Here is a 20,824-nt window from a genome sequence, read left to right on the forward strand (position 1 = left end):
CGCATTAGTAAGTACGAATCTTCGGCGGGAATGCCGGGCGCAGTTTCGGTTCCATGTTGACGCTTCGGCGCGTCATGGATTCCGACTCTGGCAGATACAGGGAGTGGCACAGCCAGTTTTCATCATCACGATCCGGGAAGTCGAAGCGGCTATGCGCGCCACGGCTTTCGGTACGGAAGTTGGCAGAAACAGCCGTTGCATACGCCGTTTCCATCAGGTTATCCAGTTCCAGACACTCAACGCGCTGGGTGTTGAACTCGCTGGAAGTGTCATCCAGACGGGCATTTTTCAGACGCTCGCGGATAACTTTCAACTGCTCAAGCCCTTTCGCCATCGCATCACCTTCACGGAAGACCGAGAAGTTATGCTGCATACATTCTTGCAGCGCTTTACGAATCGCCACCGGATCTTCACCGTTACGGTTGTTGTTCCAGCGGTTCAGGCGCTCGAGAGAAGCTTCAACATCAGACTCGCTGGCATCGCGCAGTGCGCCCTGCTCGGCAATAGACTCTTGCAGATGCAGACCAGCTGCGCGACCAAAGACCACCAGGTCCAGCAGCGAGTTGCCGCCCAGACGGTTAGCGCCGTGTACGGATACGCAGGCAATTTCACCCACCGCGAACAGCCCAGGGATTACCACATCTTCACCCTGCTCGTTCACCGTCAGCGCCTGACCGGTCACTTTGGTCGGGATACCGCCCATCATGTAGTGACAGGTTGGGATAACCGGAATCGGCTCTTTCACCGGATCGACGTGAGCGAAGGTACGGGAGAGTTCCAGGATACCCGGCAGACGAGATTCAAGAACTTCTTTACCCAGATGGTCAAGTTTCAGTTTTGCGTGTGGTCCCCACGGACCATCACAGCCGCGACCTTCACGGATTTCGATCATGATGGAACGCGCCACCACGTCACGCCCCGCAAGGTCTTTGGCGTTCGGCGCATAACGCTCCATAAAGCGCTCGCCATGTTTGTTCAGCAGATAACCACCTTCACCACGGCAACCTTCGGTGACCAGTACGCCCGCACCGGCAATACCGGTCGGGTGGAACTGCCACATTTCCATATCCTGCACCGGTACGCCTGCACGGATAGCCATGCCGACACCGTCGCCGGTGTTAATGTGGGCGTTAGTGGTGGACTGATAAATACGCCCTGCCCCGCCAGTCGCCAGCACAGTCGCGCGAGCTTTGAAGTAAACCACTTCACCCGTTTCGATGCACAGTGCGGTACAACCGACCACCGCGCCATCGGCGTTTTTCACCAGATCCAGCGCATACCATTCGGAGAAAATAGTGGTGTGGTTTTTCAGGTTCTGCTGATAAAGCGTGTGCAGCAGTGCGTGACCAGTACGGTCGGCAGCCGCCGCAGTACGTGCCGCCTGCTCGCCGCCGAAGTTTTTCGACTGACCGCCAAACGGACGTTGATAGATACGACCATCATCAAGGCGCGAGAACGGCAGGCCCATATGTTCCAGTTCCAGAATCGCTTCCGGCCCGGTTTTACACATATATTCAATCGCGTCCTGGTCGCCGATATAGTCCGACCCTTTTACGGTGTCGTACATATGCCATTCCCAGTTATCTTCATGGGTGTTACCCAGCGCAACGGTAATACCGCCCTGCGCAGAAACAGTATGGGAACGGGTCGGGAAAACTTTAGAGAGCAGCGCACAAGTCTGGCCGCTCTGGGAAATTTGCAGCGCCGCGCGCATACCTGCGCCTCCGGCACCAATCACAACTGCATCAAATTCTCTGACTGGCAATTTCATCACACACCCCACACCACAACGAATCCATAAATCACGTAAACCACCAGTGCAACAACAATCACCAGTTGCAGAATCAGGCGCACGGCCAGTGGTTTAACGTAGTCGGTCAACACCTGCCACATGCCGATCCAGGCATGGATCAAAATGGAAAACAGTGCCAGCAGAGTGAAGACTTTAGTGAACGCAGAGGCAAAGAAACCAATCCAGACGTCATATGTCAGTTCGCCACTGATAGCAAAAAAACCGACCATATAAATGATGTAAAGCGTCAGGACGATAGCAGTAGCGCGAACGAGGATGAAATCATGTACGCCATTGCGTCCTAATGCGGAGGCGTTGCTTACCATACGAGGACTCCTGCAAGAATTGAAAGCACGACAGTAATGACAAAGGAGACTTTGGCAGAGCGTTTACCCGCTTCGAATGTTTCTTCCAGATAGCCAAAATCCATCATCATGTGGCGAATACCTACGACGACGTGATATGCCAGAGCGGTAAGGATGCCCCACATGATAAATTTGACGAAGAAGCTGCCCATAATGGCGGAAGCTTGCTCGAAACCTTCAGGGGAAGAGAGGCTGGTGCCCAGAAGCCACAGTAGGATGCCCACGGCAACAAACGTAATCACACCGGAAACGCGATGAAGAATGGACGCTATCGCCGTGATGGGGAACCGGATGGTCTGTAGGTCCAGATTAACAGGTCTTTGTTTTTTCACATTTCTTATCATGAATAACGCCCACATGCTGTTCTTATTATTCCCTGGGGACTACGGGTACAGAGGATAACTTTCTGTTACCTGGAGACGTCGGGATTTCCTTCCTCCGGTCTGCTTGCGGGTCAGACAGCGTCCTTTCTATAACTGCGCGTCATGCAAAACACTGCTTCCAGATGCGAAAACGACACGTTACAACGCTGGGTGGCTCGGGATTGCAGGGTGTTCCGGAGACCTGGCGGCAGTATAGGCCGTTCACAAAATCATTACAATTAACCTACATATAGTTTGTCTGGTTTTATCCAGAACAGTGATCTGGGTCACGATAACAACATTTATTTAATTTTTAACCATCTCATTTGACAATCATTCAACAAAGTTGTTACAAACATTACCAGGAAAAGCATATAATGCGTAAAAGTTATGGGGTCACTATTTCACCTAAGATTAACTTATGTAACAGTGTGGAAGTATTGACCAATCCATTCGAGACAGTTATTAGTGATAGACAGGTTTAATAATTCGGATTGCTAAGTGCTTGATTCGCCGTTTATTCGTCATCAATGAATTCTTTACCTGCAAGCGCCCAGAGCTCTGTACCCAGGTTTCCTCTCTCCCACAGAGCGGCGAGCCAAATAACAAACGGGTAAAGCCAGGTTGATGTGCGAAGGCAAATTTAAGTTCCGGCAGTCTTACGCAATAAGGCGCTAAGGAGACCTTAAATGGCTGATACAAAAGCAAAACTCACCCTCAACGGGAACACAGCTGTTGAACTGGATGTGCTGAAAGGCACGCTAGGTCAAGATGTTATCGATATCCGTACGCTTGGTTCAAAAGGCGTATTCACCTTTGACCCTGGTTTCACTTCAACCGCATCCTGCGAATCTAAAATTACTTTTATTGATGGTGATGAAGGTATTTTGCTGCATCGTGGCTTCCCGATTGATCAGCTGGCAACCGATTCTAACTACCTGGAAGTTTGCTATATCCTGTTGAATGGTGAGAAACCAACCCAGGAGCAGTACGACGAATTCAAAACGACAGTAACTCGTCATACCATGATTCACGAACAGATCACCCGTCTGTTCCACGCTTTCCGTCGTGACTCGCATCCGATGGCGGTAATGTGCGGTATTACCGGTGCACTGGCGGCGTTTTATCATGACTCTCTGGACGTCAATAACCCGCGCCATCGTGAAATCGCCGCGTTCCGTCTGCTGTCGAAAATGCCGACCATGGCAGCAATGTGCTACAAATACTCCATCGGTCAGCCGTTTATTTACCCGCGTAATGACCTCTCCTACGCCGGTAACTTCCTGCACATGATGTTCTCCACGCCGTGCGAGCCGTATGAAGTCAATCCAATTCTGGAACGTGCTATGGACCGCATTCTGATCCTGCACGCTGACCACGAACAGAATGCCTCTACTTCTACCGTGCGTACCGCTGGCTCTTCGGGCGCTAACCCGTTCGCCTGTATCGCCGCAGGTATTGCCTCTCTGTGGGGACCAGCGCACGGCGGCGCCAACGAAGCTGCGCTGAAAATGCTGGAAGAAATAAGCTCGGTTAAACACATTCCGGAATTCGTTCGCCGTGCGAAAGACAAGAATGACTCTTTCCGCCTGATGGGCTTCGGTCACCGCGTGTACAAAAACTACGACCCGCGCGCCACCGTAATGCGTGAAACCTGCCATGAAGTGCTGAAAGAGCTGGGTACCAAAGATGACCTGCTGGAAGTGGCTATGGAGCTGGAAAACATCGCGCTGAACGACCCGTACTTTATCGAGAAGAAACTATACCCGAACGTCGATTTCTACTCTGGTATCATCCTGAAAGCGATGGGTATTCCGTCTTCCATGTTCACCGTCATTTTCGCAATGGCCCGTACCGTTGGCTGGATCGCTCACTGGAGCGAAATGCACAGTGACGGCATGAAGATCGCCCGTCCACGCCAGTTGTACACCGGCTATGAAAAACGAGACTTTAAATCAGATGTTAAACATTAATTATCTGATTTGAACCATATATCGTTTAGCCCGCCTTAATATCTGGCGGGCTTTTTTTTGTTCGTTAGTTATGTCTATCGACAAAAAAACGTAATCGGACACAAATACATAATTACACGTTACAAGAATACATATCCGATAACTAAATAAAATCCTAATTTTTCATTCACCACCACCGTTATTCCGCCAGTCGATGTAGAATACATTGGGTAGCACCCACAATTAAATAAACTCGTAATAGGATTAATTCACTTTATTTATGATTCGAGGGCTTTGAAAAACTCTCAAACATAATGTAGCAACATTAATATTATTACATGAACAAAAAACCACTATTCTGTCGGAATAATTAGTATACTTTATCATAGCCCATGAAGGATTCATGTATGTTTAAAGGACAAAAAACACTGGCCGCCCTGGCCGTATCTCTACTATTCGCTTCACCTGTTTTTGCTGCAGATGAAGGATCTGGTGAAATCCACTTTAAAGGTGAAGTTATTGAAGCACCTTGTGAAATTCACCCTGATGACCTTGATATGAACATTGACCTGGGTGAAGTAACCACATCCCACATAAATCGAGAACATCATAGCGAGAAAAAACCTGTCAATATTCGCTTAATCAACTGTGATATTGCAGGCTGGGATGATGGCAACGGTGGCGTGGTCTCAAAGGTAGGCGTGACCTTCGACAGCACGGCTAAAACGACAGGTGCAACGCCGCTCCTTAGTAACATCAGTGCTGGCGAGGCTACCGGCGTTGGCGTACGTCTCATGAACAAAGATGAATCATTTGTTGTATTGGGAACAGAAACGCCAACAATTGACTTATTGGCAAGTTCAACAGAACAAACATTAAACTTCTTTGCCTGGATGGAACAGATGGATAACGCAGTTTCGGTTACCCCGGGGGCCGTTACTGCTAACGCAACTTACGTTCTGGATTACCAATAATCCTTTTTAAGGCGGCTGATTAGCCGCCTTTTGCGAATATTGTTCAGGTATGGATGCCGTGAATATTTATCGACTCTCTGTTCTTTCCTGTCTGGCAATGGTAACCCCTCCTGCGCTGGCAGCTGAATTTAACCTTAACGTTCTCGATAAGTCGATTCGGGATAGCGTTGATATTTCGTTGCTCAATCAAAAAGGCGTCGTAGCTCCCGGCGATTACTTTGTTAGTGTTACGGTTAATAATAATAAAATCAGTAATGGGCAACAAATTCGCTGGCAAAAATCTGGCGATAAAATTATTCCTTGTATCAATGAATCGCTGATCGAACTCTTCGGACTTAAATCTGACTTTCGTAAAAAATTACCTGCAATAAAAGAATGTGTCGATTTTAGTGTCTTCCCTGAAATCATCTTTACTTTCGATCAGGCAAATCAACAGCTCAATATTACAATCCCGCAGGCATGGCTGGCGTGGCATTCAGAAAACTGGACGCCACCCTCTACGTGGAATAACGGTATTCCTGGCTTCCTGATGGATTACAACCTGTTTGCCAGCACTTATCGCCCACAAAGCGGCAGCAGCAGCAACAACCTGAACGCCTATGGCACCACGGGCCTCAACGCCGGGGCATGGCGTCTGCGCAGCGATTATCAGCTTAGCCAGTCCGATAGCGGCGACAACCGTGAACAATCCGGGGCGATTTCACGGACCTACCTGTTCCGCCCGTTACCGCAAATAGGTTCCCGATTAACCCTGGGCGAAACCGATTTTAGCTCTAACATTTTTGATGGTTTCTCCTATACCGGTGCGGCGTTAGCCAGCGACGATCGAATGCTCCCCTGGGAGTTACGCGGCTACGCGCCGCAAATCAGCGGCATCGCACAGACTAACGCCACGGTCACGATAAGCCATTCTGGTCGCGTGATTTACCAGAAAAAAGTCCCGCCTGGCCCATTTATTATTGATGACCTGAATCAGTCAGTACAAGGTACACTGGATGTCAAAGTGAGCGAAGAAGATGGACGGGTGAATAACTTCCAGGTTTCAGCGGCCTCTACCCCGTTCCTGACGCGTCAGGGCCAGGTGCGCTATAAACTGGCTGCCGGTCGCCCGCGTTCCTCTATGTCGCACCACACCGAGGATGAAACCTTCATTAGCCATGAAGTCTCCTGGGGGATGCTCTCCAACACTTCACTATATGGCGGCATGCTTCTCGCAGGCGATGACTATCGTTCCGGCGCGCTGGGTATTGGGCAAAATATGCTCTGGCTGGGGGCGCTGTCGTTTGACGTGACCTGGGCCGACAGCCATTTTGATACCCAACAGGATGAGCAGGGTTACAGCTACCGCTTTAACTACAGCAAACAGGTTGATGCGACCAACAGCACCATCTCATTGGCAGCCTATCGCTTCTCCGATCGCCATTTTCACAGCTACGCTAACTACATTGATCACAAATACAATGACGCCGACGCGCAGGATGAAAAGCAAACCATCAGCCTCTCCTTCGGTCAGCCTATTACTCCGCTGAATCTTAATCTCTACGCCAACATCCTGCATCAGAGCTGGTGGAATGCGGATACCTCCACCACGGCCAACATTACCGCCGGTTTTAACGTCGACATTGGCGACTGGAAAGATATTTCTGTCTCGACCTCGTTCAACACCACCCATTATGAAGATAAAGATCGCGACAACCAGATTTACTTTTCGATCTCCTTACCGATTGGGGAAAGTGGTCGACTGGGTTATGACATGCAGAACAACAGTAATACTACCACCCACCGCATGTCGTGGAACGATACCCTGGATGAACGAAACAGTTGGGGAATGTCGGCTGGAATACAATCCGATCGCCCGGATAACGGTGCGCAGGTCAGCGGCAATTACCAACACCTCAGTTCGGCGGGGGAATGGGATCTGACCGGAACCTATGCCGCCAATGATTACACTTCCGCCAGTGCCAGTTGGAGCGGCTCATTTACCGCGACTCAACATGGCGCGGCATTCCATCGCCGCAGTTCCACCAATGAACCACGCCTGATGGTCAGCACCGACGGCGTGGGCGATATTCCGATTCAGGGCAATATTGACTATACCAACCGTTTTGGTATTGCCGTGGTACCGTTTGTTTCCAGCTACCAGCCTACGACGGTGGCGGTCAATATGAACGACTTGCCTGACGGCGTTACCGTTTCCGAGAACGTGGTGAAAGAAACCTGGACCGAAGGCGCCATCGGCTTTAAATCGCTGGCTTCCCGCGCCGGGAAAGATCTCAACGTCATTATCAGCGATGCTAACGGGCATTTCCCGCCGCTCGGTGCCGATGTTCGCCAGGCTGAAGGCGGTGTCAGCGTCGGGATGGTTGGCGAAAACGGTCACGCATGGCTGAGTGGGGTCGATGAAAATCAACAATTTACCGTGCACTGGGGCGACCAGAAAACGTGTGCCATTCATCTGCCGGAACATCTGGAAGATGTGACTAAGCGCCTGATTTTACCCTGTCATTAATTAAGGAAAAGACGATGACATTTGTTAAAGGATTCCCTTTGATTCTTCTGGTTGCCAGTATGTGCAGCCACGGCGCAGTGCAGCCTGACCGCACGCGCATCATCTTTAATAGCAAAGATAAAGCAACCAGCCTGCGCGTGGAAAACCGCAGCGATAAACTCCCCTATCTCGCCTATTCATGGGTAGAAAATGAAAAAGGGGAAAAAAGCGATGAATTTCTCGTCGCCCTGCCGCCTATCCAGCGGCTGGAGCCAAAAGCGGCTTCGCAGGTGCGGATCATGAAACAAGCCGCCACCGCGAAATTACCCACCGATCGCGAATCTCTCTTTTACTATAACCTGCGTGAAATTCCGCCTGTCCCGGAAGGCAGCGAGGGCCATGCGATCCTGCAAGTCGCCGTCCAAAGTCGCATTAAGCTATTCTGGCGGCCCGCCGCATTACGCAAAAAAATGGGCGATCATGTTGAGCAACAGCTACAGGTTAGCCAGCAGAATAACCAGCTTACCCTGAAAAACCCGACCGGATACTATCTGACTATTGCCTATCTTGGGCGGGATGAGAAAGGCGTGCTGCCTGGCTTTAAAAGCACGATGGTCGCACCGTTCAGTTCGGTCACCACCAGCACGGACAGCTATAGCGGCAAGCAGTTTTATCTTGGCTACATGGACGACTACGGCGCATTGCGTATGAACACGCTCTCCTGCCAGGGGCAATGCCGCCTGCAGCCGGTGGAGAATAAAAAATGAGATTCGCCAAAGGCGTGTTGCTCGCCATCTGTCTGATTTTTTTGCCACTAAAAGCGGCGCTGGCGTTGAACTGCTATTTTGGTACCGCAAACGGCGCTGTAGAAAAATCGGAAGCTATTATGCCCTTCGCCGTTCCGGCCAATTCCAAACCCGGCGATAAAATCTGGGAATCGGACGATATCAAGATTCCGGTCTACTGTGACAACAACACAAACGGTAATTTTGAAAGCGAGCACGTCTACGCCTGGGTAAACCCTTACCCCGGTATTCAGGATCCCTATTATCAATTGGGCGTAACCTATGAAGGCGTGGACTATGACGCAAGCCTTGGGAAAAGCCGCATCGACACGAATCAGTGCATCGACAGTAAGAATATTGATATTTACACCCCGGAGCAGATCATTGCGATGGGCTGGCAAAATAAACTTTGCTCCGGCGATCCAACCGTTATGCACAAATCGCGGACGTTTATGGCGCGTATGCGGCTTTACGTTAAAGTTCGCGCCATGCCGCCCCATGATTATCAGAGCAAACTCAGCGATTACATCGTCGTACAGTTTGATGGCGCAGGCAGCGTGAACGAAGACCCTACCGCGAAGAATCTGAAATATCACATTACCGGTCTGGAAAATATCCGCGTGCTGGATTGCAGCGTCAACTTTGCTATCTCACCTGAAACCCAGGTCGTTGATTTTGGCCGATTTAACGTGCTGGATATTCGTCGCCATACGATGTCGCAGCAATTTAAAATAACTACAACCAAATCACAAAACGACCAGTGTACCGACGGTTTTAAAGTCAGCTCTTCGTTTTATACCGATGAAACCCTTATCGACGAAGATAAATCACTGCTCATTGGCAATGGCCTGGAGCTTCGATTGTTGGATGAAAATGCCTCACCCTATACTTTCAACAAATACAGTGAGTATGCCGATTTTACCAGCGACCTGTTAGTGTATGAAAAAACCTACACGGCAGAATTGTCATCCACGCCGGGTACGCCCATCGACGTTGGTCCCTTTGATACAGTGGTACTTTTCAAAATTAACTACAACTGATTTAGCCTTTGCCCTTTCCAGCCGGAGAGGGCTTCTTCGGTTAATTGCCAATTTTCCGGCTTTTATTGATTACCGTTATTTTTTCCATGCCCGGCATTCTTTATGCTGTATCGATACACCAAAGAGAAAATAATGAGGGAGCAAAGGATGCCAGTTTTGCAGTGGGGAATGTTATGTGTGCTATCACTTCTCCTTTCTATTGGTTTCCTCGGATTACATCTCCCGGCGGCACTCTTACTTGGACCGATGATCGCCGGGATCATCTTCAGTATGCGCGGGGTTACCCTGCAACTCCCCCGCTCCGCTTTTCTCGCCGCGCAGGCCATTCTTGGCTGCATGATTGCGCAAAACTTGACCGGTTCGATCCTGACCACGCTGGCGGTTAACTGGCCGATTGTGTTAGCTATTTTACTGGTGACGTTGCTTTCCAGCGCTATCGTGGGATGGCTACTGGTGCGCTATAGCTCACTGCCCGGAAATACTGGTGCCTGGGGCTCCTCGCCTGGCGGGGCGGCGGCAATGGTCGCGATGGCGCAGGATTACGGCGCAGATATCCGCCTGGTGGCGTTTATGCAGTATCTGCGAGTGCTGTTTGTCGCGGGGGCCGCAGTTCTGGTCACGCGAATGATGCTGGGCGATAACGCTGAAGCGGTTAACCAGCATATCGTCTGGTTCCCGCCAGTGAGCATTAATCTCCTGCTTACTATTTTGCTCGCGGTCGTTGCCGGTACAGTGGGATGCCTGCTGCGTCTTCCTTCCGGCACGATGCTCATCCCGATGCTGGCGGGCGCAGTGCTCCAGTCTGGTCAGCTCATCACCATCGAACTACCGGAATGGCTGCTGGCGATGGCGTATATGGCAATTGGCTGGCGGATTGGTCTTGGTTTCGATAAACAAATCTTACTGCGGGCACTACGCCCGCTACCACAAATCCTGCTGTCGATTTTTGCTCTACTCGCCATCTGCGCCGCGATGGCGTTGGGGCTGACCTGTTTTATGCATATTGATTTTATGACCGCCTACCTCGCCACCAGCCCCGGCGGGCTTGATACGGTGGCGGTCATCGCCGCAGGGAGCAATGCCGATATGGCGCTCATTATGGCAATGCAAACCCTGCGCCTGTTCAGTATTTTGCTGACGGGGCCTGCCATTGCACGGTTTATTTCAACCTATGCGCCGAAGCGTACGACCTAGTGCTGACAGCCAGGGCACCAGTAAAACGGGCGAGATGACAGCGTGGTTTTCTCAATGATGCCGCCACAGCGTTCGCACGGTTCGCCATCACGATGAAAAACCTTAAAGCGGAACAGCGCGCCATGATGTTTATTTTCATCCACCTGCCCCCGCGTAGCGTAAGAAAGTCGAGGAATATCCAGTAACGCGTGTGCGAGTGTATCCAGTTGCGCCGCATTGAGATCTTTCGCTTTATGATTTCCAGTCAACCCAACCTGCCAGAGGATCTCCACCCGCAGATAATTGCCAAGTCCTGCCAGAAACGCCTGATCGAGCAGTAATCCAGCAAACTGACGGTTACGAAAGCGCGGCGACAATAACCGCTCCTTTACCACCTTCGGCGTCAGATTCGGATCCAACACATCGGGACCAACGCGTTGTAAAAACGGATGCGTGGTCAGTTGTTCCGGCGTCAACATCTCAATATCCGAGGCGCTATAAAGCAGAATGGTTTTGTCAGCCGTTTGCAGTTTTACCCGCAGTACTCGCGTGGTCTGCGGCTCTTCGCCGGTATCAACCACTCGCCAGACGCCGTAAAGCTGATTATGGCTATAGAGCGTTAAGCCATCCGAAAAATGGGTCAGCAACGCTTTTCCGCGTGTTTCCACATAAGTGACATGCTGACCAATAAGTTGTGATTGATAAGGTTTTAACTGCGGGAAGGCAAACCAGACATCGGTCAGTGGTTTGCCTTTGATCGCCGCCTCCAGGTTATCCGCTGCACGGCGGATCTCCGGGCCTTCAGGCATGGTAATATCCTTTTTTCGTTCTTTGTTCTGCGGGATTATGCTGCGACAGCAATCCCTTTTTCGGCAAATGCAGATCGTAGCCGACGGGCGAATGCCAGTGCGTGCTCGCCGTCGCCATGCAAGCAGACCGTTTGCGCCGTGACCGTTGCCCATTCACCGGTGATACTTTCGACTCTGCCGTGTTGCACCATCTCCAGCGTTTGCGCCAGCGCCTGTTCTTCGTTTTCAATCAACGCGCCTGGCTGGCTTCGCGGCACCAGCGAGCCGTCTGCCTGATATCCGCGATCGGCAAACACTTCCTCGCGCGTAGCCAGGCCATATCTCTTGCCCGCACGAATCAGCTCGCTTCCTGCCAGCCCAACGAGAACCAATTCTGGATCGCAAGCGTAGACCGCTCTGGCGATGGCGTCCGCCAGTTGTGCGTCTTTCGCCGCCTGGTTGTATAACATGCCGTGCGGTTTGACATGACGCATTACGCCACCTTCCGCCCGGGCAATCGCTGCCAGCGCGCCAATTTGATACAGCGTCTGGGCGTAAACGGTTTCTGGCGGCAGCTGCATGGCGCTGCGGCCAAAATTTTCCCTGTCGGGAAAACTTGGGTGAGCGCCAATCGCGACACCATTTTTTATTGCTTCACGCACGCTTGCCAGCATAGTTTGCGCATCACCTGCATGAAATCCACAGGCAATATTGGCTGAGGAAACCAGCGTTAATAGCTCAGCGTCGCTGGAACTCCCTTCGCCCAGATCGGCGTTAAGATCAATTTTCATTGTGCAACCGCCACGCTAATTGTTCGAAATAACGTTGCTGATCTTGCCGCGCTTTCAGTGCCTCTTCCAGTGAGCACTGGACAAAATGAATCGGCTGACCGAGTGGAATTTGCGCCAGATGGTACATGTCGGCTTCAATGATGCAGGCAATGCGCGGATAACCGCCGGTAGTTTGCGCATCATTCATCAACACAATCGGCTGCCCATTATGCGGCACCTGCACCACGCCCGGCAGCAAACCATGAGATAACAGTTCGCGATCGGTGGTGCGTTTTAAGATTTGCCCCTGTAAGCGATAGCCCATCCGGTTACTTTGCGGGCTAAGTTGCCAGGGCGAACGCCAGAAGGCATCCTGCGAGGCGCGATCGAACTCATGATATTCCGGTCCCGGCAAGGCGCGAATGCGGTTGCCCCACAGCAGCTGTTTAACGCCCTGCGCTTCCATAAAATCACGCTTCGCTTTGCCAATCGGGAGTCGGTCACCATCCTTCAGTAAACGCCCTTCCAGCCCGCCAATCCCCACCTTGAGATCGGTGCTGCATGACCCCATCACTGGCGGCACATCAATACCGCCCGCCACCGCCAGATAGCTACGTACACCATGTTGTGGACGTTTAAGCATTAAACGCTGGCCTGCTTTCATCGGCAAGCGCCAGCCGGTCCAGACGGCGTTATCATCCAACCGCGCTTCGCAGCCTGCGCCAGTCAGGGCAAACCAACCATCGCTTTCAAATTCAACCGTTAACTGACCGAGCGTGATCTCAAGTGCGGGCGCGTTGGCATCATTACCCACCAGCAGGTTAGCAATGCGTAACGCAGGCATATCCAGTGCGCCGCAGTGGCTGATACCCGACTGGCGAAAACCGTGACGACCGCCATCCTGCACAGTGGTATACATGCCCGCACGAATAATCTTCAGCATACTCCCTCCTTCTGCGGTACAAAGCGCACGCTGTCTCCCGGACGTAATAAGATGGGTTCGTCACGCGCCGGGTCAAACAGACTGAGCGAAGTATGGCCTATCAACTGCCAGCCGCCCGGCGTTGCCACCGGATAAATTCCAGTCTGCGGCCCGCCAATTCCGACAGAACCTGCCGGAACGAGCAAGCGCGGTTCAGCACGTCGTGGTGTGTGTAGTTGTTCCGGCAAGCTCCCGAGATACGGGAAGCCCGGTTGAAAACCTAAAAACCAAACCACGTACTCCACGGAGGAGTGCAGTTCTACGACCTGTTTTTCACTCAACCCACAATGCGCCGCGACCACCGCCAGATCCGGCCCGCCTGCGCCACCGTAAACCACCGGAATTTCAATAAAGCGAGACTCCGGCTCCAGCGCCTCGCTCTCTTCCCACCAGCGTTGCAAACGCTCTATAGCGTCCAGCGCCAGCGATTCAGGGTTACGCAAAATCACCGTGATATTGTTCATGCCGGGAATAGCTTCAACGACATTCGGCATATCCACCAGACGCTGGGCCAGTCGCCAGATCCGTTTCTGGCTGCTCAGCGTCACCGGCGGTTCCAGTTCCAGCACTACCGCCGTTTCACCTATCAGATAACAACGCGCTCGTTGCACTTTCGATCCCTCTGACTATTCGTTATGCAGGATTAGGAATATCAATAAAGGTCACATCAAGATCGGTATTTTCATTCAACCATTCGCTCAACGCGCGAATACCGCCGCGTTCGGTTGCATGATGACCCGCCGCATAAAAATGCAATCCTTGCTCGCGAGCCGAATGAATGGTCTGTTCAGAAACTTCACCCGTTATAAACGCATCAACGCCGAAACGGGCGGCGCTATCGATAAAACTTTGCCCGCCACCGGTGCACCAGGCAACGCGTTTCACCACCTCAGGTCCGGTATCGCCACACCACAACGGCTTCCGTCCCAGACGCGCTTCAATCCATGAGGCCAGTTCCAGCCCCGGCACCGGCATCGTCAGTTCGCCCCACGGCACCAGTGGTTCGATCTCGCCCATTACCGTAATACCCAGCAATGCCGCGAGTTGCGCGTTATTGCCAAGCTCAGGATGCGCGTCCAACGGCAGATGCCAGCCATACAGGTTGATATCATTCGCCAATAATGTTTTTAAGCGGTTACGCTTCATACCGCGAATTACTGGCGATTCCCCTTTCCAGAAATAACCATGATGCACAATGACCGCATCAGCGCCCAGGCGTACCGCTTCATCGAGTAGCGCCTGGCTGGCGGTGACACCGGTAACAATTTTTTGCACCGTCTCTTTGCCTTCCACCTGCAAACCATTCGGCGCGTAATCACTTATCGCCGCGCTGTTCAATTTCTCGTTAATCAGTTGTTCCAGTTCGGTGTTTTTCATCACTGCGCCTTCCATATTCTGATAGCTACTCCGTTAACATAGCGTTACCTCGCCTGTTCGTCGATAGCCAATCTTTCGACATATTAAGAAACAAACCCATCGCCAAAAGGCGCAAATTGTTTATCTCATAAATGCATAGTTCATGTATATTTATGCAACCAGACAGCATATTGCATAAATAATCAGATCTGTATCAAAGTTTTAACTTTAAGGAAACACACGCACGCCGCGCAACTATTACGTGGTGTCGCATCCAACCGCGGAATTACTATGAATAAACACGCATCACAGCCGCGCGCTATCTACTACGTTGTCGCGCTGCAAATCTGGGAATATTTTAGCTTTTACGGCATGCGTGCCTTGCTGATTCTCTATCTCACCAATCAACTGAAATACAACGACACCCACGCTTACGAGTTATTTAGCGCCTACTGTTCGCTGGTGTATGTCACGCCGATTCTCGGCGGTTTTCTGGCGGATAAAGTGCTCGGCAACCGCATGGCGGTAATGCTGGGAGCGTTGTTGATGGCTGTCGGGCATGTGGTGCTGGGCGCCAGCGAAATCCACCCGACATTCCTCTATCTGTCGCTGGCGATTATTGTCTGCGGCTATGGCCTGTTTAAATCCAACGTCAGTTGCCTGCTTGGTGAACTGTATGAACCGACCGATCCACGTCGTGATGGCGGTTTCTCACTGATGTATGCGGCGGGTAACGTGGGATCTATTATTGCCCCTATCGCCTGTGGTTACGCCCAGGAAGAGTACAGTTGGGCGATGGGCTTTGGCCTGGCGGCGGTTGGGATGATCGCGGGTCTGGTCATTTTCTTATGTGGTAATCGTCATTTTGCTCATACCCGTGGTGTGGACAAAACGGTGTTGCGTGCGAAAAATTTTCTCCTGCCAAACTGGGGATGGCTGCTGGTTCTGCTGGTCGCAACGCCTGCGCTGATTACTGTATTGTTCTGGAAAGAGTGGTCGGTATACGCCTTAGTTGTCGCCACCGTGATTGGTCTGGCGGTACTGGCGAAAATTTATCGCAAAGCAGAAAACCAGAAACAGCGGAAGGAGCTGGGCCTAATTGTGACCCTCACCTTCTTCAGCATGTTGTTCTGGGCCTTCGCACAACAGGGCGGCAGCTCTATCAGCCTCTATATCGACCGCTTCGTTAATCGCGATATTTTTGGTTATAGCGTTCCGACCGCAATGTTCCAGTCGATTAATGCTTTTGCTGTGATGTCGTGCGGTGTGGTGCTTGCCTGGGTCGTAAAAGAGAGCGTTGCGGGTAATCGTACCGTGCGCATCTGGGGAAAATTTGCTCTTGGTCTCGGCCTGATGAGCGCCGGGTTCTGCATTCTGAGCTTAAGCGCCCGCTGGTCTGCAATGTATGGCCACTCTTCCCTGCCGCTGATGGTGCTGGGGCTGGCAGTGATGGGTTTTGCCGAACTGTTTATCGATCCGGTTGCTATGTCGCAAATTACGCGTATTGAAATCCCCGGCGTGACCGGCGTATTAACCGGCATTTACATGCTGCTTTCCGGTGCGATTGCTAACTATCTGGCTGGCGTCATTGCCGATCAGACATCGCAAGCTTCGTTTGATGCTTCCGGGGCGCTCAATTACTCCATCAATGCATATATAGAAGTGTTTGATCAAATCACCTGGGGTGCGCTGGCGTGTGTAGGACTGGTGCTGATGATTTGGCTTTATCAGGCGCTTAAGTTCAGAAACCGTGCGCTGGCGCTGGAGTCTTAACAGGCCAACACCGATGCCTGATGCGACGCTGCCGCGTCTTATCAGGCTTGGATGGCCCTGCAATATATTGAATTTGCACAACTTTGTAGGCCGGATAAGGCGTTCACGCCGCATCCGGCATCTGGGCTCGATTGCCTGATGCGTCTGTTATTTCCCCTTCCGCGCCGCCTCATACGCTGCCAACGATTGTACTCTCGCCTCTTTGTGATCGACAATCGGCTGTGGATAATCCAGCCTCACGCCTGCGTTCTCTGCCCACTTCCACGGTTCATGCACCGCTTTCCCTGGTACATCGCGCAGCTCCGGTAACCACCGACGGATAAACTCGCCCTCGCGGTCAAATTTCTCGCCCTGGGTTGTCGGGTTGAAAATACGGAAATACGGCGCAGCATCTGTCCCCGTAGAAGCCGCCCACTGCCAGCCACCGTTATTGGCTGCCAAATCACCATCAATCAGCTGCGACATGAAATATCGCTCGCCTTCGCGCCAGTCGATCAACAAATCTTTCACCAGAAAGCTGGCTGTGATCATCCGCAGGCGATTATGCATCCAGCCAGTGCTGTTAAGCTGACGCATAGCTGCATCAACAATCGGGTATCCCGTTTTTCCTTCCTGCCAGGCTTTAAAATGGGCGGGATTGCGCTGCCACTGCACACGATCCGTCCAGGCAATAAACGGGCGGTGTTTACACAGCGAAGGATAATACGTCATCAAATGGCGGTAGAACTCGCGCCATATCAGCTCATTAAGCCAGACGCTACCCGGTCCGCCTTCCAGCGCCTGCGGTTGTTCCGCCAACAGGCGATGTAAACACTGGCGAGGCGATAACCCACCCGTTGCCAGACTGGCAGATAAACGGCTGGTGCCTTCTACCGCCGGGAAATCACGCTGTTGCTCGTATTGCCAGGCACCGTTCTGGCAAAAAAGGCGTAATTGCGCAATCGCCGCTTTTTCTTCCACCGGGAAATGTGCAGTGTCGAAAGACTGACGAGGATAATTCAGCGTAATAGGTGGAGCGGGATCTATCGATCCGCTGCTACGAACTTTTGGCGCGGCGACGCACTCCGGCATCCCTTCCCGCAGCCGTTTCAGCCAGGCATTCTTAAAAGGCGTAAAGACTTTGTACATCTCATGATTGCCGGTCATCACCGCGCCAGGCGGCAGGATCACGCTGTCATCGAATCCTTCACACACCACGTTACGCAGCGTTCTCTCAACCTGCACATCCCGCGCCCGCTCATTCACTTCATACTGATAGTTATAAAACAAATGCGTAACGCGGTTTTCCGCGCACACCTGTTTAACTATTTCGACGCTGGCGACAAAGTCATCCACTTCACGGAACAATAAAGAAATACCTTTTTCCGCCAGCGCTATTCGTAGCCCATTCAGTTGAGCAATGATAAGTTCAGCCTGACGCGGCGACATGTTATGCGCCGCCCACTGGCGTGGTGTGGCGATATACAACGCCAGCACGCGTGCAGACGAATTGCGACAAGCGGCAGCCAGCGCGAGATTATCGTGCAAACGTAAATCCTGGCGAAACCAGACCAGATGGATGGTCATAAAACTCCTGCATGGCGCAAGTTAATCACACGCGGCCAAAGTTCGAAATAACGCTGCCCTGAAAGCCAGGCGTTAGGATAAAGCGCCATATAGTGTTTGATACGCATCAGCGGCGCAAGAAGTGGTTGCTCGCCACGGCGATAACTGTCGATAAGCGCCGCCAGTTGCTGGCGTTCTGTGGAATCAATATGCGGGCGAAAATAACCCTGAACGTGCATCAAAACGTTGGTGTGGTCACGCCGGTTGGCGGGGTGAGAAAGCAAAACAATTACGCGTTGGCGGTACTGGTTGTAAAAATCATCCAGATTTTGCCACTGGTGAATATCAGCCACGAACGGGCCAAGTTTGCGGTACTCCGGCTGAGAATGTGCCAGAAATACGAGTTTATAGCGGCTGTGATAATCGAGAAGCGCCCCGCGCGTTAAGCCATGTTCTGTCAGTCGATGTAACTCATGAAAGGCGAAGATACGGATTAGAGTGCTGTCATCAAATCGTTGCTGATTCATTACTGCTCCTGGGATATTAACAGGAGTAAGTGTAGACGTTAGGAAATGAAATTTGTGAAGTTAATCCTGTTGTAGCAGGGCAAGATTACGAAAGCCCGCTCCCCGCAAGCAACTAACAGAGGTAGTTAATCATGGCTGAACACGATATTACGCCAGAAGTCACCTTTTCCAAAACACAGCGCCGCTGTACCGTGGGTTATCTACCCAACCGCAGTGACACACCGGTGATCAAGATCAGCGCCAAATGGCTGAGAGAAGCGGGATTTGAGATCGGAACGGGCGTTACCGTGAAGATTTCGGAAGGCTGCCTGATCCTGCTTGCGGATAACAACGAAGTACAGGAACTGCGCAGGGAACTTTATCAGGTTAAACAGGCGGTCAAGGGGATGCGTGACGGGATGTTTAGTGTGCTGAACGAGAGTTAAGTTGTAAAAGACCACCTCCTGAGGAGGTGGCTTTTCAGAATGCCCCCTATAAGGGGGGGCAAATGTCATATTCCGTTTTCTACTCTAGCAACTCCATCTGCTGTTCATGTGTTTGTTCCATCTTTTCCTGATGCCTCACATATCGTCTGATAATTTCTTCGTTCACGCCTACCGTATCGACAAAGTAACCCCGCGACCAAAAATGGTTTCCCCATAACTTCTTCCTGATATGCGGGAATCGATTGTAGAGCCTAATTGCACTGCGACCTTTCAGGTGCTCCATCAGAGTAGATATTGAGATTTTTGGCGGCACTATTACGACAAGATGCACATGATCTGGCTGTACATTTAACTCCAGAACCTCGCAATCTTTTATTCCGCAAAGAATATAGATGGTTCTGTACAGCTCCTTGCCCAATTTATCCCTCAGGATCCTAAAACGGTTCTTTGGCGTCCAGACTATGTGATATTTGCAACGCCAATATACATGTGATGAACTTCTGTAAAGCCCCATGTCAGTTTGTCTCCTTTTACTTGTGGTGAGTAAGCAGAGATATTCCGACATGGGCATTCTTCAGGCTATAGCCTTACAGGATCAATCACCACCTCCCTAGGAGGTGGTTTAGGGATAACAATAAAAGAACCGGGAAGATTTTAACCTTCCCGGTTCTTTTATTCATAATCTTTATATTCTGAACATTCTATCTTAAAAAAACGCTTGGGTAATGACCGTTTATCCACATATTTAACTAGCAGTTGCAAAAGTGTTTGCTGAAAATTAGCTAACTCTTGTTTACTTTCACATCCAATTGTCTCGTAAAGCTCTTCTTCAGGACAGTGCTCCAAAACGAAGTACAAACAAGACTCATATAATGTTAACTCTCCCTCCGATAATTCAAGTTTAAACATGGAAACACCTGAATCATCTTTATGATCAATTAGATACATATTAAAACCTCACGTAATCTGAAAATATTTCTTTAAATTCTTCCTCTTCCTCTAGCGTCATTTTTCGCCAGCGACCATCGTTGATTCTTGTGTTAGTATTACGCCGAGGATTATTCATGGTTGTTATTATCTCCGTACCATCTCCCTCTATAATATGAACCCTTTCCTTAGGCCCTAAAACAACCCAACGGTTATCTTTCGTTTGTATTAAAATATCAGAAGGCCTTGCATTTTGAAGATCATTTATTGCTGGCCCAACAGGGCGACCTTCTCGATGACGTTGTAAAGCATGTTTACTTTTAGTTAGAGAACAGATTCTCGTTAAACCTAGAGGATCTATCCACCCCAGCGGATTAGGCCCATACTGGTAGAAGTTTATTCCCCCCGCCAGCCCTATCGGGTCCGTTACCATGAACCGCCCGACATCCGGATCATAGTACCTGTGCAGATTGTAGTGCAGCCCCGTTTCCCTGTCGAGGTACTGTCCCTGGTAACGCAGGTTCTGTTCCACCCTGCCGTGGTCCTTCTCCTGTATCGCGTTACCCCAGACCTGATACCCCGTCTCCCACACGATTTTCCCGTCACTGTCCGTCATCTCTTCCGGCGCGCCGTTCACATCCGTGTGAAAATACAGTATCCGGTTCGGTCCCTCTTTCCCCGCCTTATCCACCCGCGCCAGCGGTTCATAACTCCCCGGGTCCCTGTAGATGTACAGGCTGCTTATTCCCTCCGGCCTGCTCTCCTGCGCCAGCCGCATACCGTCCCATAAAAATTTTGTC

22 protein-coding genes are annotated in these 20,824 nt (G+C 51.1%); 9 read left to right on the forward strand and 13 right to left on the reverse strand.

Annotation, left to right across the window (positions count from 1 at the left end):
• Positions 1-4 precede the first annotated feature (4 nt).
• From sdhA to sdhC, 3 genes are read right to left on the reverse strand one after another with little or no spacing between them, the layout of a single operon-like run.
• Positions 5-1,771 carry a succinate dehydrogenase flavoprotein subunit gene (sdhA, locus tag D9742_RS06315; protein ID WP_130236347.1) on the reverse strand — a complete coding sequence of 589 codons (1,767 nt, stop codon included), beginning with the start codon at positions 1,769-1,771 and terminating at the stop codon, positions 5-7.
• Positions 1,771-2,118 carry a succinate dehydrogenase membrane anchor subunit gene (gene sdhD / locus D9742_RS06320; protein WP_064528887.1) on the reverse strand — a complete coding sequence of 116 codons (348 nt, stop codon included), beginning with the start codon at positions 2,116-2,118 and terminating at the stop codon, positions 1,771-1,773. Before sdhD ends, sdhA begins: the two co-directional genes overlap by 1 nt.
• Positions 2,112-2,516 (reverse strand): succinate dehydrogenase cytochrome b556 subunit, encoded by a 405-nt coding sequence (gene sdhC / locus D9742_RS06325; RefSeq protein WP_165382759.1) that lies wholly within the window; start codon positions 2,514-2,516, stop codon positions 2,112-2,114. The genes sdhD and sdhC overlap by 7 nt, the downstream gene beginning before the upstream one ends.
• Positions 2,517-2,896: 380 nt before the next feature.
• Here sdhC and D9742_RS06330 point away from each other — a divergent pair, with 380 nt between their 5' ends.
• The 7 genes from D9742_RS06330 to D9742_RS06360 all read left to right on the forward strand — a co-directional run bounded on the left by D9742_RS06330 (position 2,897) and on the right by D9742_RS06360 (position 10,952).
• Positions 2,897-3,004: a hypothetical protein gene (locus D9742_RS06330; protein WP_130209864.1), complete on the forward strand. Its 108-nt coding sequence runs from the start codon at positions 2,897-2,899 to the stop codon at positions 3,002-3,004.
• Between the two features lie 204 nt (positions 3,005-3,208).
• Positions 3,209-4,492: a citrate synthase gene (gltA, locus tag D9742_RS06335; RefSeq protein WP_130236348.1), complete on the forward strand. Its 1,284-nt coding sequence runs from the start codon at positions 3,209-3,211 to the stop codon at positions 4,490-4,492.
• 386 nt (positions 4,493-4,878) lie between these two features.
• Positions 4,879-5,445, forward strand: a complete 567-nt coding sequence (locus D9742_RS06340; protein WP_130236349.1) for a fimbrial protein — start codon at positions 4,879-4,881, stop codon at positions 5,443-5,445.
• Between the two features lie 49 nt (positions 5,446-5,494).
• Positions 5,495-7,954, forward strand: coding sequence for a fimbria/pilus outer membrane usher protein (locus D9742_RS06345; RefSeq protein ID WP_069906760.1), 2,460 nt, complete (start codon positions 5,495-5,497; stop codon positions 7,952-7,954).
• 14 nt (positions 7,955-7,968) lie between these two features.
• Positions 7,969-8,700 (forward strand): molecular chaperone, encoded by a 732-nt coding sequence (locus D9742_RS06350; RefSeq protein WP_130236350.1) that lies wholly within the window; start codon positions 7,969-7,971, stop codon positions 8,698-8,700.
• A complete protein-coding gene (locus D9742_RS06355) occupies positions 8,697-9,758 on the forward strand; it encodes a fimbrial protein (RefSeq protein WP_130236351.1) in 1,062 nt (353 codons plus the stop codon). Before D9742_RS06350 ends, D9742_RS06355 begins: the two co-directional genes overlap by 4 nt.
• Before the next feature lie 147 nt (positions 9,759-9,905).
• Entirely contained in the window at positions 9,906-10,952 is a 1,047-nt protein-coding gene (locus D9742_RS06360; RefSeq protein WP_130236352.1) for an AbrB family transcriptional regulator, read from the forward strand.
• Here D9742_RS06360 and nei read toward each other — a convergent pair.
• Genes nei through ybgI form a run of 5 tightly spaced genes read right to left on the reverse strand, consistent with a single transcriptional unit; the run spans position 10,949 to position 14,848 of the window.
• A complete protein-coding gene (nei, locus tag D9742_RS06365) occupies positions 10,949-11,740 on the reverse strand; it encodes an endonuclease VIII (RefSeq protein ID WP_130236353.1) in 792 nt (263 codons plus the stop codon). The genes D9742_RS06360 and nei overlap by 4 nt on opposite strands.
• Before the next feature lie 35 nt (positions 11,741-11,775).
• Positions 11,776-12,510: a 5-oxoprolinase subunit PxpA gene (gene pxpA / locus D9742_RS06370; protein ID WP_130236354.1), complete on the reverse strand. Its 735-nt coding sequence runs from the start codon at positions 12,508-12,510 to the stop codon at positions 11,776-11,778.
• Entirely contained in the window at positions 12,500-13,432 is a 933-nt protein-coding gene (gene pxpC / locus D9742_RS06375) for a 5-oxoprolinase subunit PxpC (protein ID WP_130210754.1), read from the reverse strand. The genes pxpA and pxpC overlap by 11 nt, the downstream gene beginning before the upstream one ends.
• Positions 13,426-14,082: a 5-oxoprolinase subunit PxpB gene (gene pxpB / locus D9742_RS06380; protein ID WP_130236355.1), complete on the reverse strand. Its 657-nt coding sequence runs from the start codon at positions 14,080-14,082 to the stop codon at positions 13,426-13,428. The genes pxpC and pxpB overlap by 7 nt, the downstream gene beginning before the upstream one ends.
• A 22-nt stretch (positions 14,083-14,104) precedes the next feature.
• Entirely contained in the window at positions 14,105-14,848 is a 744-nt protein-coding gene (gene ybgI, locus D9742_RS06385) for a radiation resistance protein YbgI (protein ID WP_064529092.1), read from the reverse strand.
• 270 nt (positions 14,849-15,118) lie between these two features.
• Here ybgI and dtpD point away from each other — a divergent pair, with 270 nt between their 5' ends.
• Positions 15,119-16,600 (forward strand): dipeptide permease DtpD, encoded by a 1,482-nt coding sequence (gene dtpD, locus D9742_RS06390; protein ID WP_130236356.1) that lies wholly within the window; start codon positions 15,119-15,121, stop codon positions 16,598-16,600.
• Between the two features lie 147 nt (positions 16,601-16,747).
• Here dtpD and phrB read toward each other — a convergent pair whose 3' ends face one another.
• Both phrB and D9742_RS06400 read right to left on the reverse strand, forming a co-directional pair.
• Positions 16,748-18,166, reverse strand: a complete 1,419-nt coding sequence (gene phrB / locus D9742_RS06395; RefSeq protein ID WP_130236357.1) for a deoxyribodipyrimidine photo-lyase — start codon at positions 18,164-18,166, stop codon at positions 16,748-16,750.
• Positions 18,163-18,672, reverse strand: a complete 510-nt coding sequence (locus D9742_RS06400) for a YbgA family protein (protein ID WP_130236358.1) — start codon at positions 18,670-18,672, stop codon at positions 18,163-18,165. Before D9742_RS06400 ends, phrB begins: the two co-directional genes overlap by 4 nt.
• 131 nt (positions 18,673-18,803) lie before the next feature.
• On the opposite strand from D9742_RS06400, the gene D9742_RS06405 reads away from it, so the two are divergent.
• Positions 18,804-19,097, forward strand: a complete 294-nt coding sequence (locus tag D9742_RS06405; RefSeq protein ID WP_130236359.1) for a SymE family type I addiction module toxin — start codon at positions 18,804-18,806, stop codon at positions 19,095-19,097.
• Positions 19,098-19,176: 79 nt separating this feature from the next.
• Here the strand turns inward: D9742_RS06405 and tnpA are convergent, their stop codons facing one another.
• The 3 genes from tnpA to D9742_RS23345 form a co-directional block, all read right to left on the reverse strand.
• Positions 19,177-19,611, reverse strand: coding sequence for an IS200/IS605 family transposase (tnpA, locus tag D9742_RS06410; RefSeq protein ID WP_130236360.1), 435 nt, complete (start codon positions 19,609-19,611; stop codon positions 19,177-19,179).
• Between the two features lie 158 nt (positions 19,612-19,769).
• On the reverse strand, positions 19,770-20,006 hold the full coding sequence (locus D9742_RS06415; RefSeq protein WP_130236361.1) for a hypothetical protein: 237 nt from the start codon (positions 20,004-20,006) through the stop codon (positions 19,770-19,772).
• A 40-nt stretch (positions 20,007-20,046) separates the two neighbouring features.
• On the reverse strand, positions 20,047-20,824 hold a 778-nt coding region (locus D9742_RS23345; protein WP_240780498.1), incomplete at its 5' end, for an RHS repeat-associated core domain-containing protein.

The sequence above is a fragment of the Escherichia sp. E1V33 genome, from assembly GCF_004211955.1.
In the GTDB taxonomy this organism is placed as follows: Bacteria; Pseudomonadota; Gammaproteobacteria; order Enterobacterales; family Enterobacteriaceae; genus Escherichia.

Bases quoted from the DNA above. Each gene is read 5' to 3' on its own strand.
- sdhA (WP_130236347.1), bottom strand. From the start codon at position 1,771: ATGAAATTGCCAGTCAGAGAATTTGATGCAGTTGTGATTGGTGCCGGA.
- sdhD (WP_064528887.1), bottom strand. From the start codon at position 2,118: ATGGTAAGCAACGCCTCCGCATTAGGACGCAATGGCGTACATGATTTC.
- sdhC (WP_165382759.1), bottom strand. From the start codon at position 2,516: ATGTGGGCGTTATTCATGATAAGAAATGTGAAAAAACAAAGACCTGTT.
- D9742_RS06330 (WP_130209864.1), top strand. From the start codon at position 2,897: ATGCGTAAAAGTTATGGGGTCACTATTTCACCTAAGATTAACTTATGT.
- gltA (WP_130236348.1), top strand. From the start codon at position 3,209: ATGGCTGATACAAAAGCAAAACTCACCCTCAACGGGAACACAGCTGTT.
- D9742_RS06340 (WP_130236349.1), top strand. From the start codon at position 4,879: ATGTTTAAAGGACAAAAAACACTGGCCGCCCTGGCCGTATCTCTACTA.
- D9742_RS06345 (WP_069906760.1), top strand. From the start codon at position 5,495: ATGGATGCCGTGAATATTTATCGACTCTCTGTTCTTTCCTGTCTGGCA.
- D9742_RS06350 (WP_130236350.1), top strand. From the start codon at position 7,969: ATGACATTTGTTAAAGGATTCCCTTTGATTCTTCTGGTTGCCAGTATG.
- D9742_RS06355 (WP_130236351.1), top strand. From the start codon at position 8,697: ATGAGATTCGCCAAAGGCGTGTTGCTCGCCATCTGTCTGATTTTTTTG.
- D9742_RS06360 (WP_130236352.1), top strand. From the start codon at position 9,906: ATGCCAGTTTTGCAGTGGGGAATGTTATGTGTGCTATCACTTCTCCTT.
- nei (WP_130236353.1), bottom strand. From the start codon at position 11,740: ATGCCTGAAGGCCCGGAGATCCGCCGTGCAGCGGATAACCTGGAGGCG.
- pxpA (WP_130236354.1), bottom strand. From the start codon at position 12,510: ATGAAAATTGATCTTAACGCCGATCTGGGCGAAGGGAGTTCCAGCGAC.
- pxpC (WP_130210754.1), bottom strand. From the start codon at position 13,432: ATGCTGAAGATTATTCGTGCGGGCATGTATACCACTGTGCAGGATGGC.
- ybgI (WP_064529092.1), bottom strand. From the start codon at position 14,848: ATGAAAAACACCGAACTGGAACAACTGATTAACGAGAAATTGAACAGC.
- dtpD (WP_130236356.1), top strand. From the start codon at position 15,119: ATGAATAAACACGCATCACAGCCGCGCGCTATCTACTACGTTGTCGCG.
- phrB (WP_130236357.1), bottom strand. From the start codon at position 18,166: ATGACCATCCATCTGGTCTGGTTTCGCCAGGATTTACGTTTGCACGAT.
- D9742_RS06400 (WP_130236358.1), bottom strand. From the start codon at position 18,672: ATGAATCAGCAACGATTTGATGACAGCACTCTAATCCGTATCTTCGCC.
- D9742_RS06405 (WP_130236359.1), top strand. From the start codon at position 18,804: ATGGCTGAACACGATATTACGCCAGAAGTCACCTTTTCCAAAACACAG.
- tnpA (WP_130236360.1), bottom strand. From the start codon at position 19,611: ATGGGGCTTTACAGAAGTTCATCACATGTATATTGGCGTTGCAAATAT.
- D9742_RS06415 (WP_130236361.1), bottom strand. From the start codon at position 20,006: ATGTTTAAACTTGAATTATCGGAGGGAGAGTTAACATTATATGAGTCT.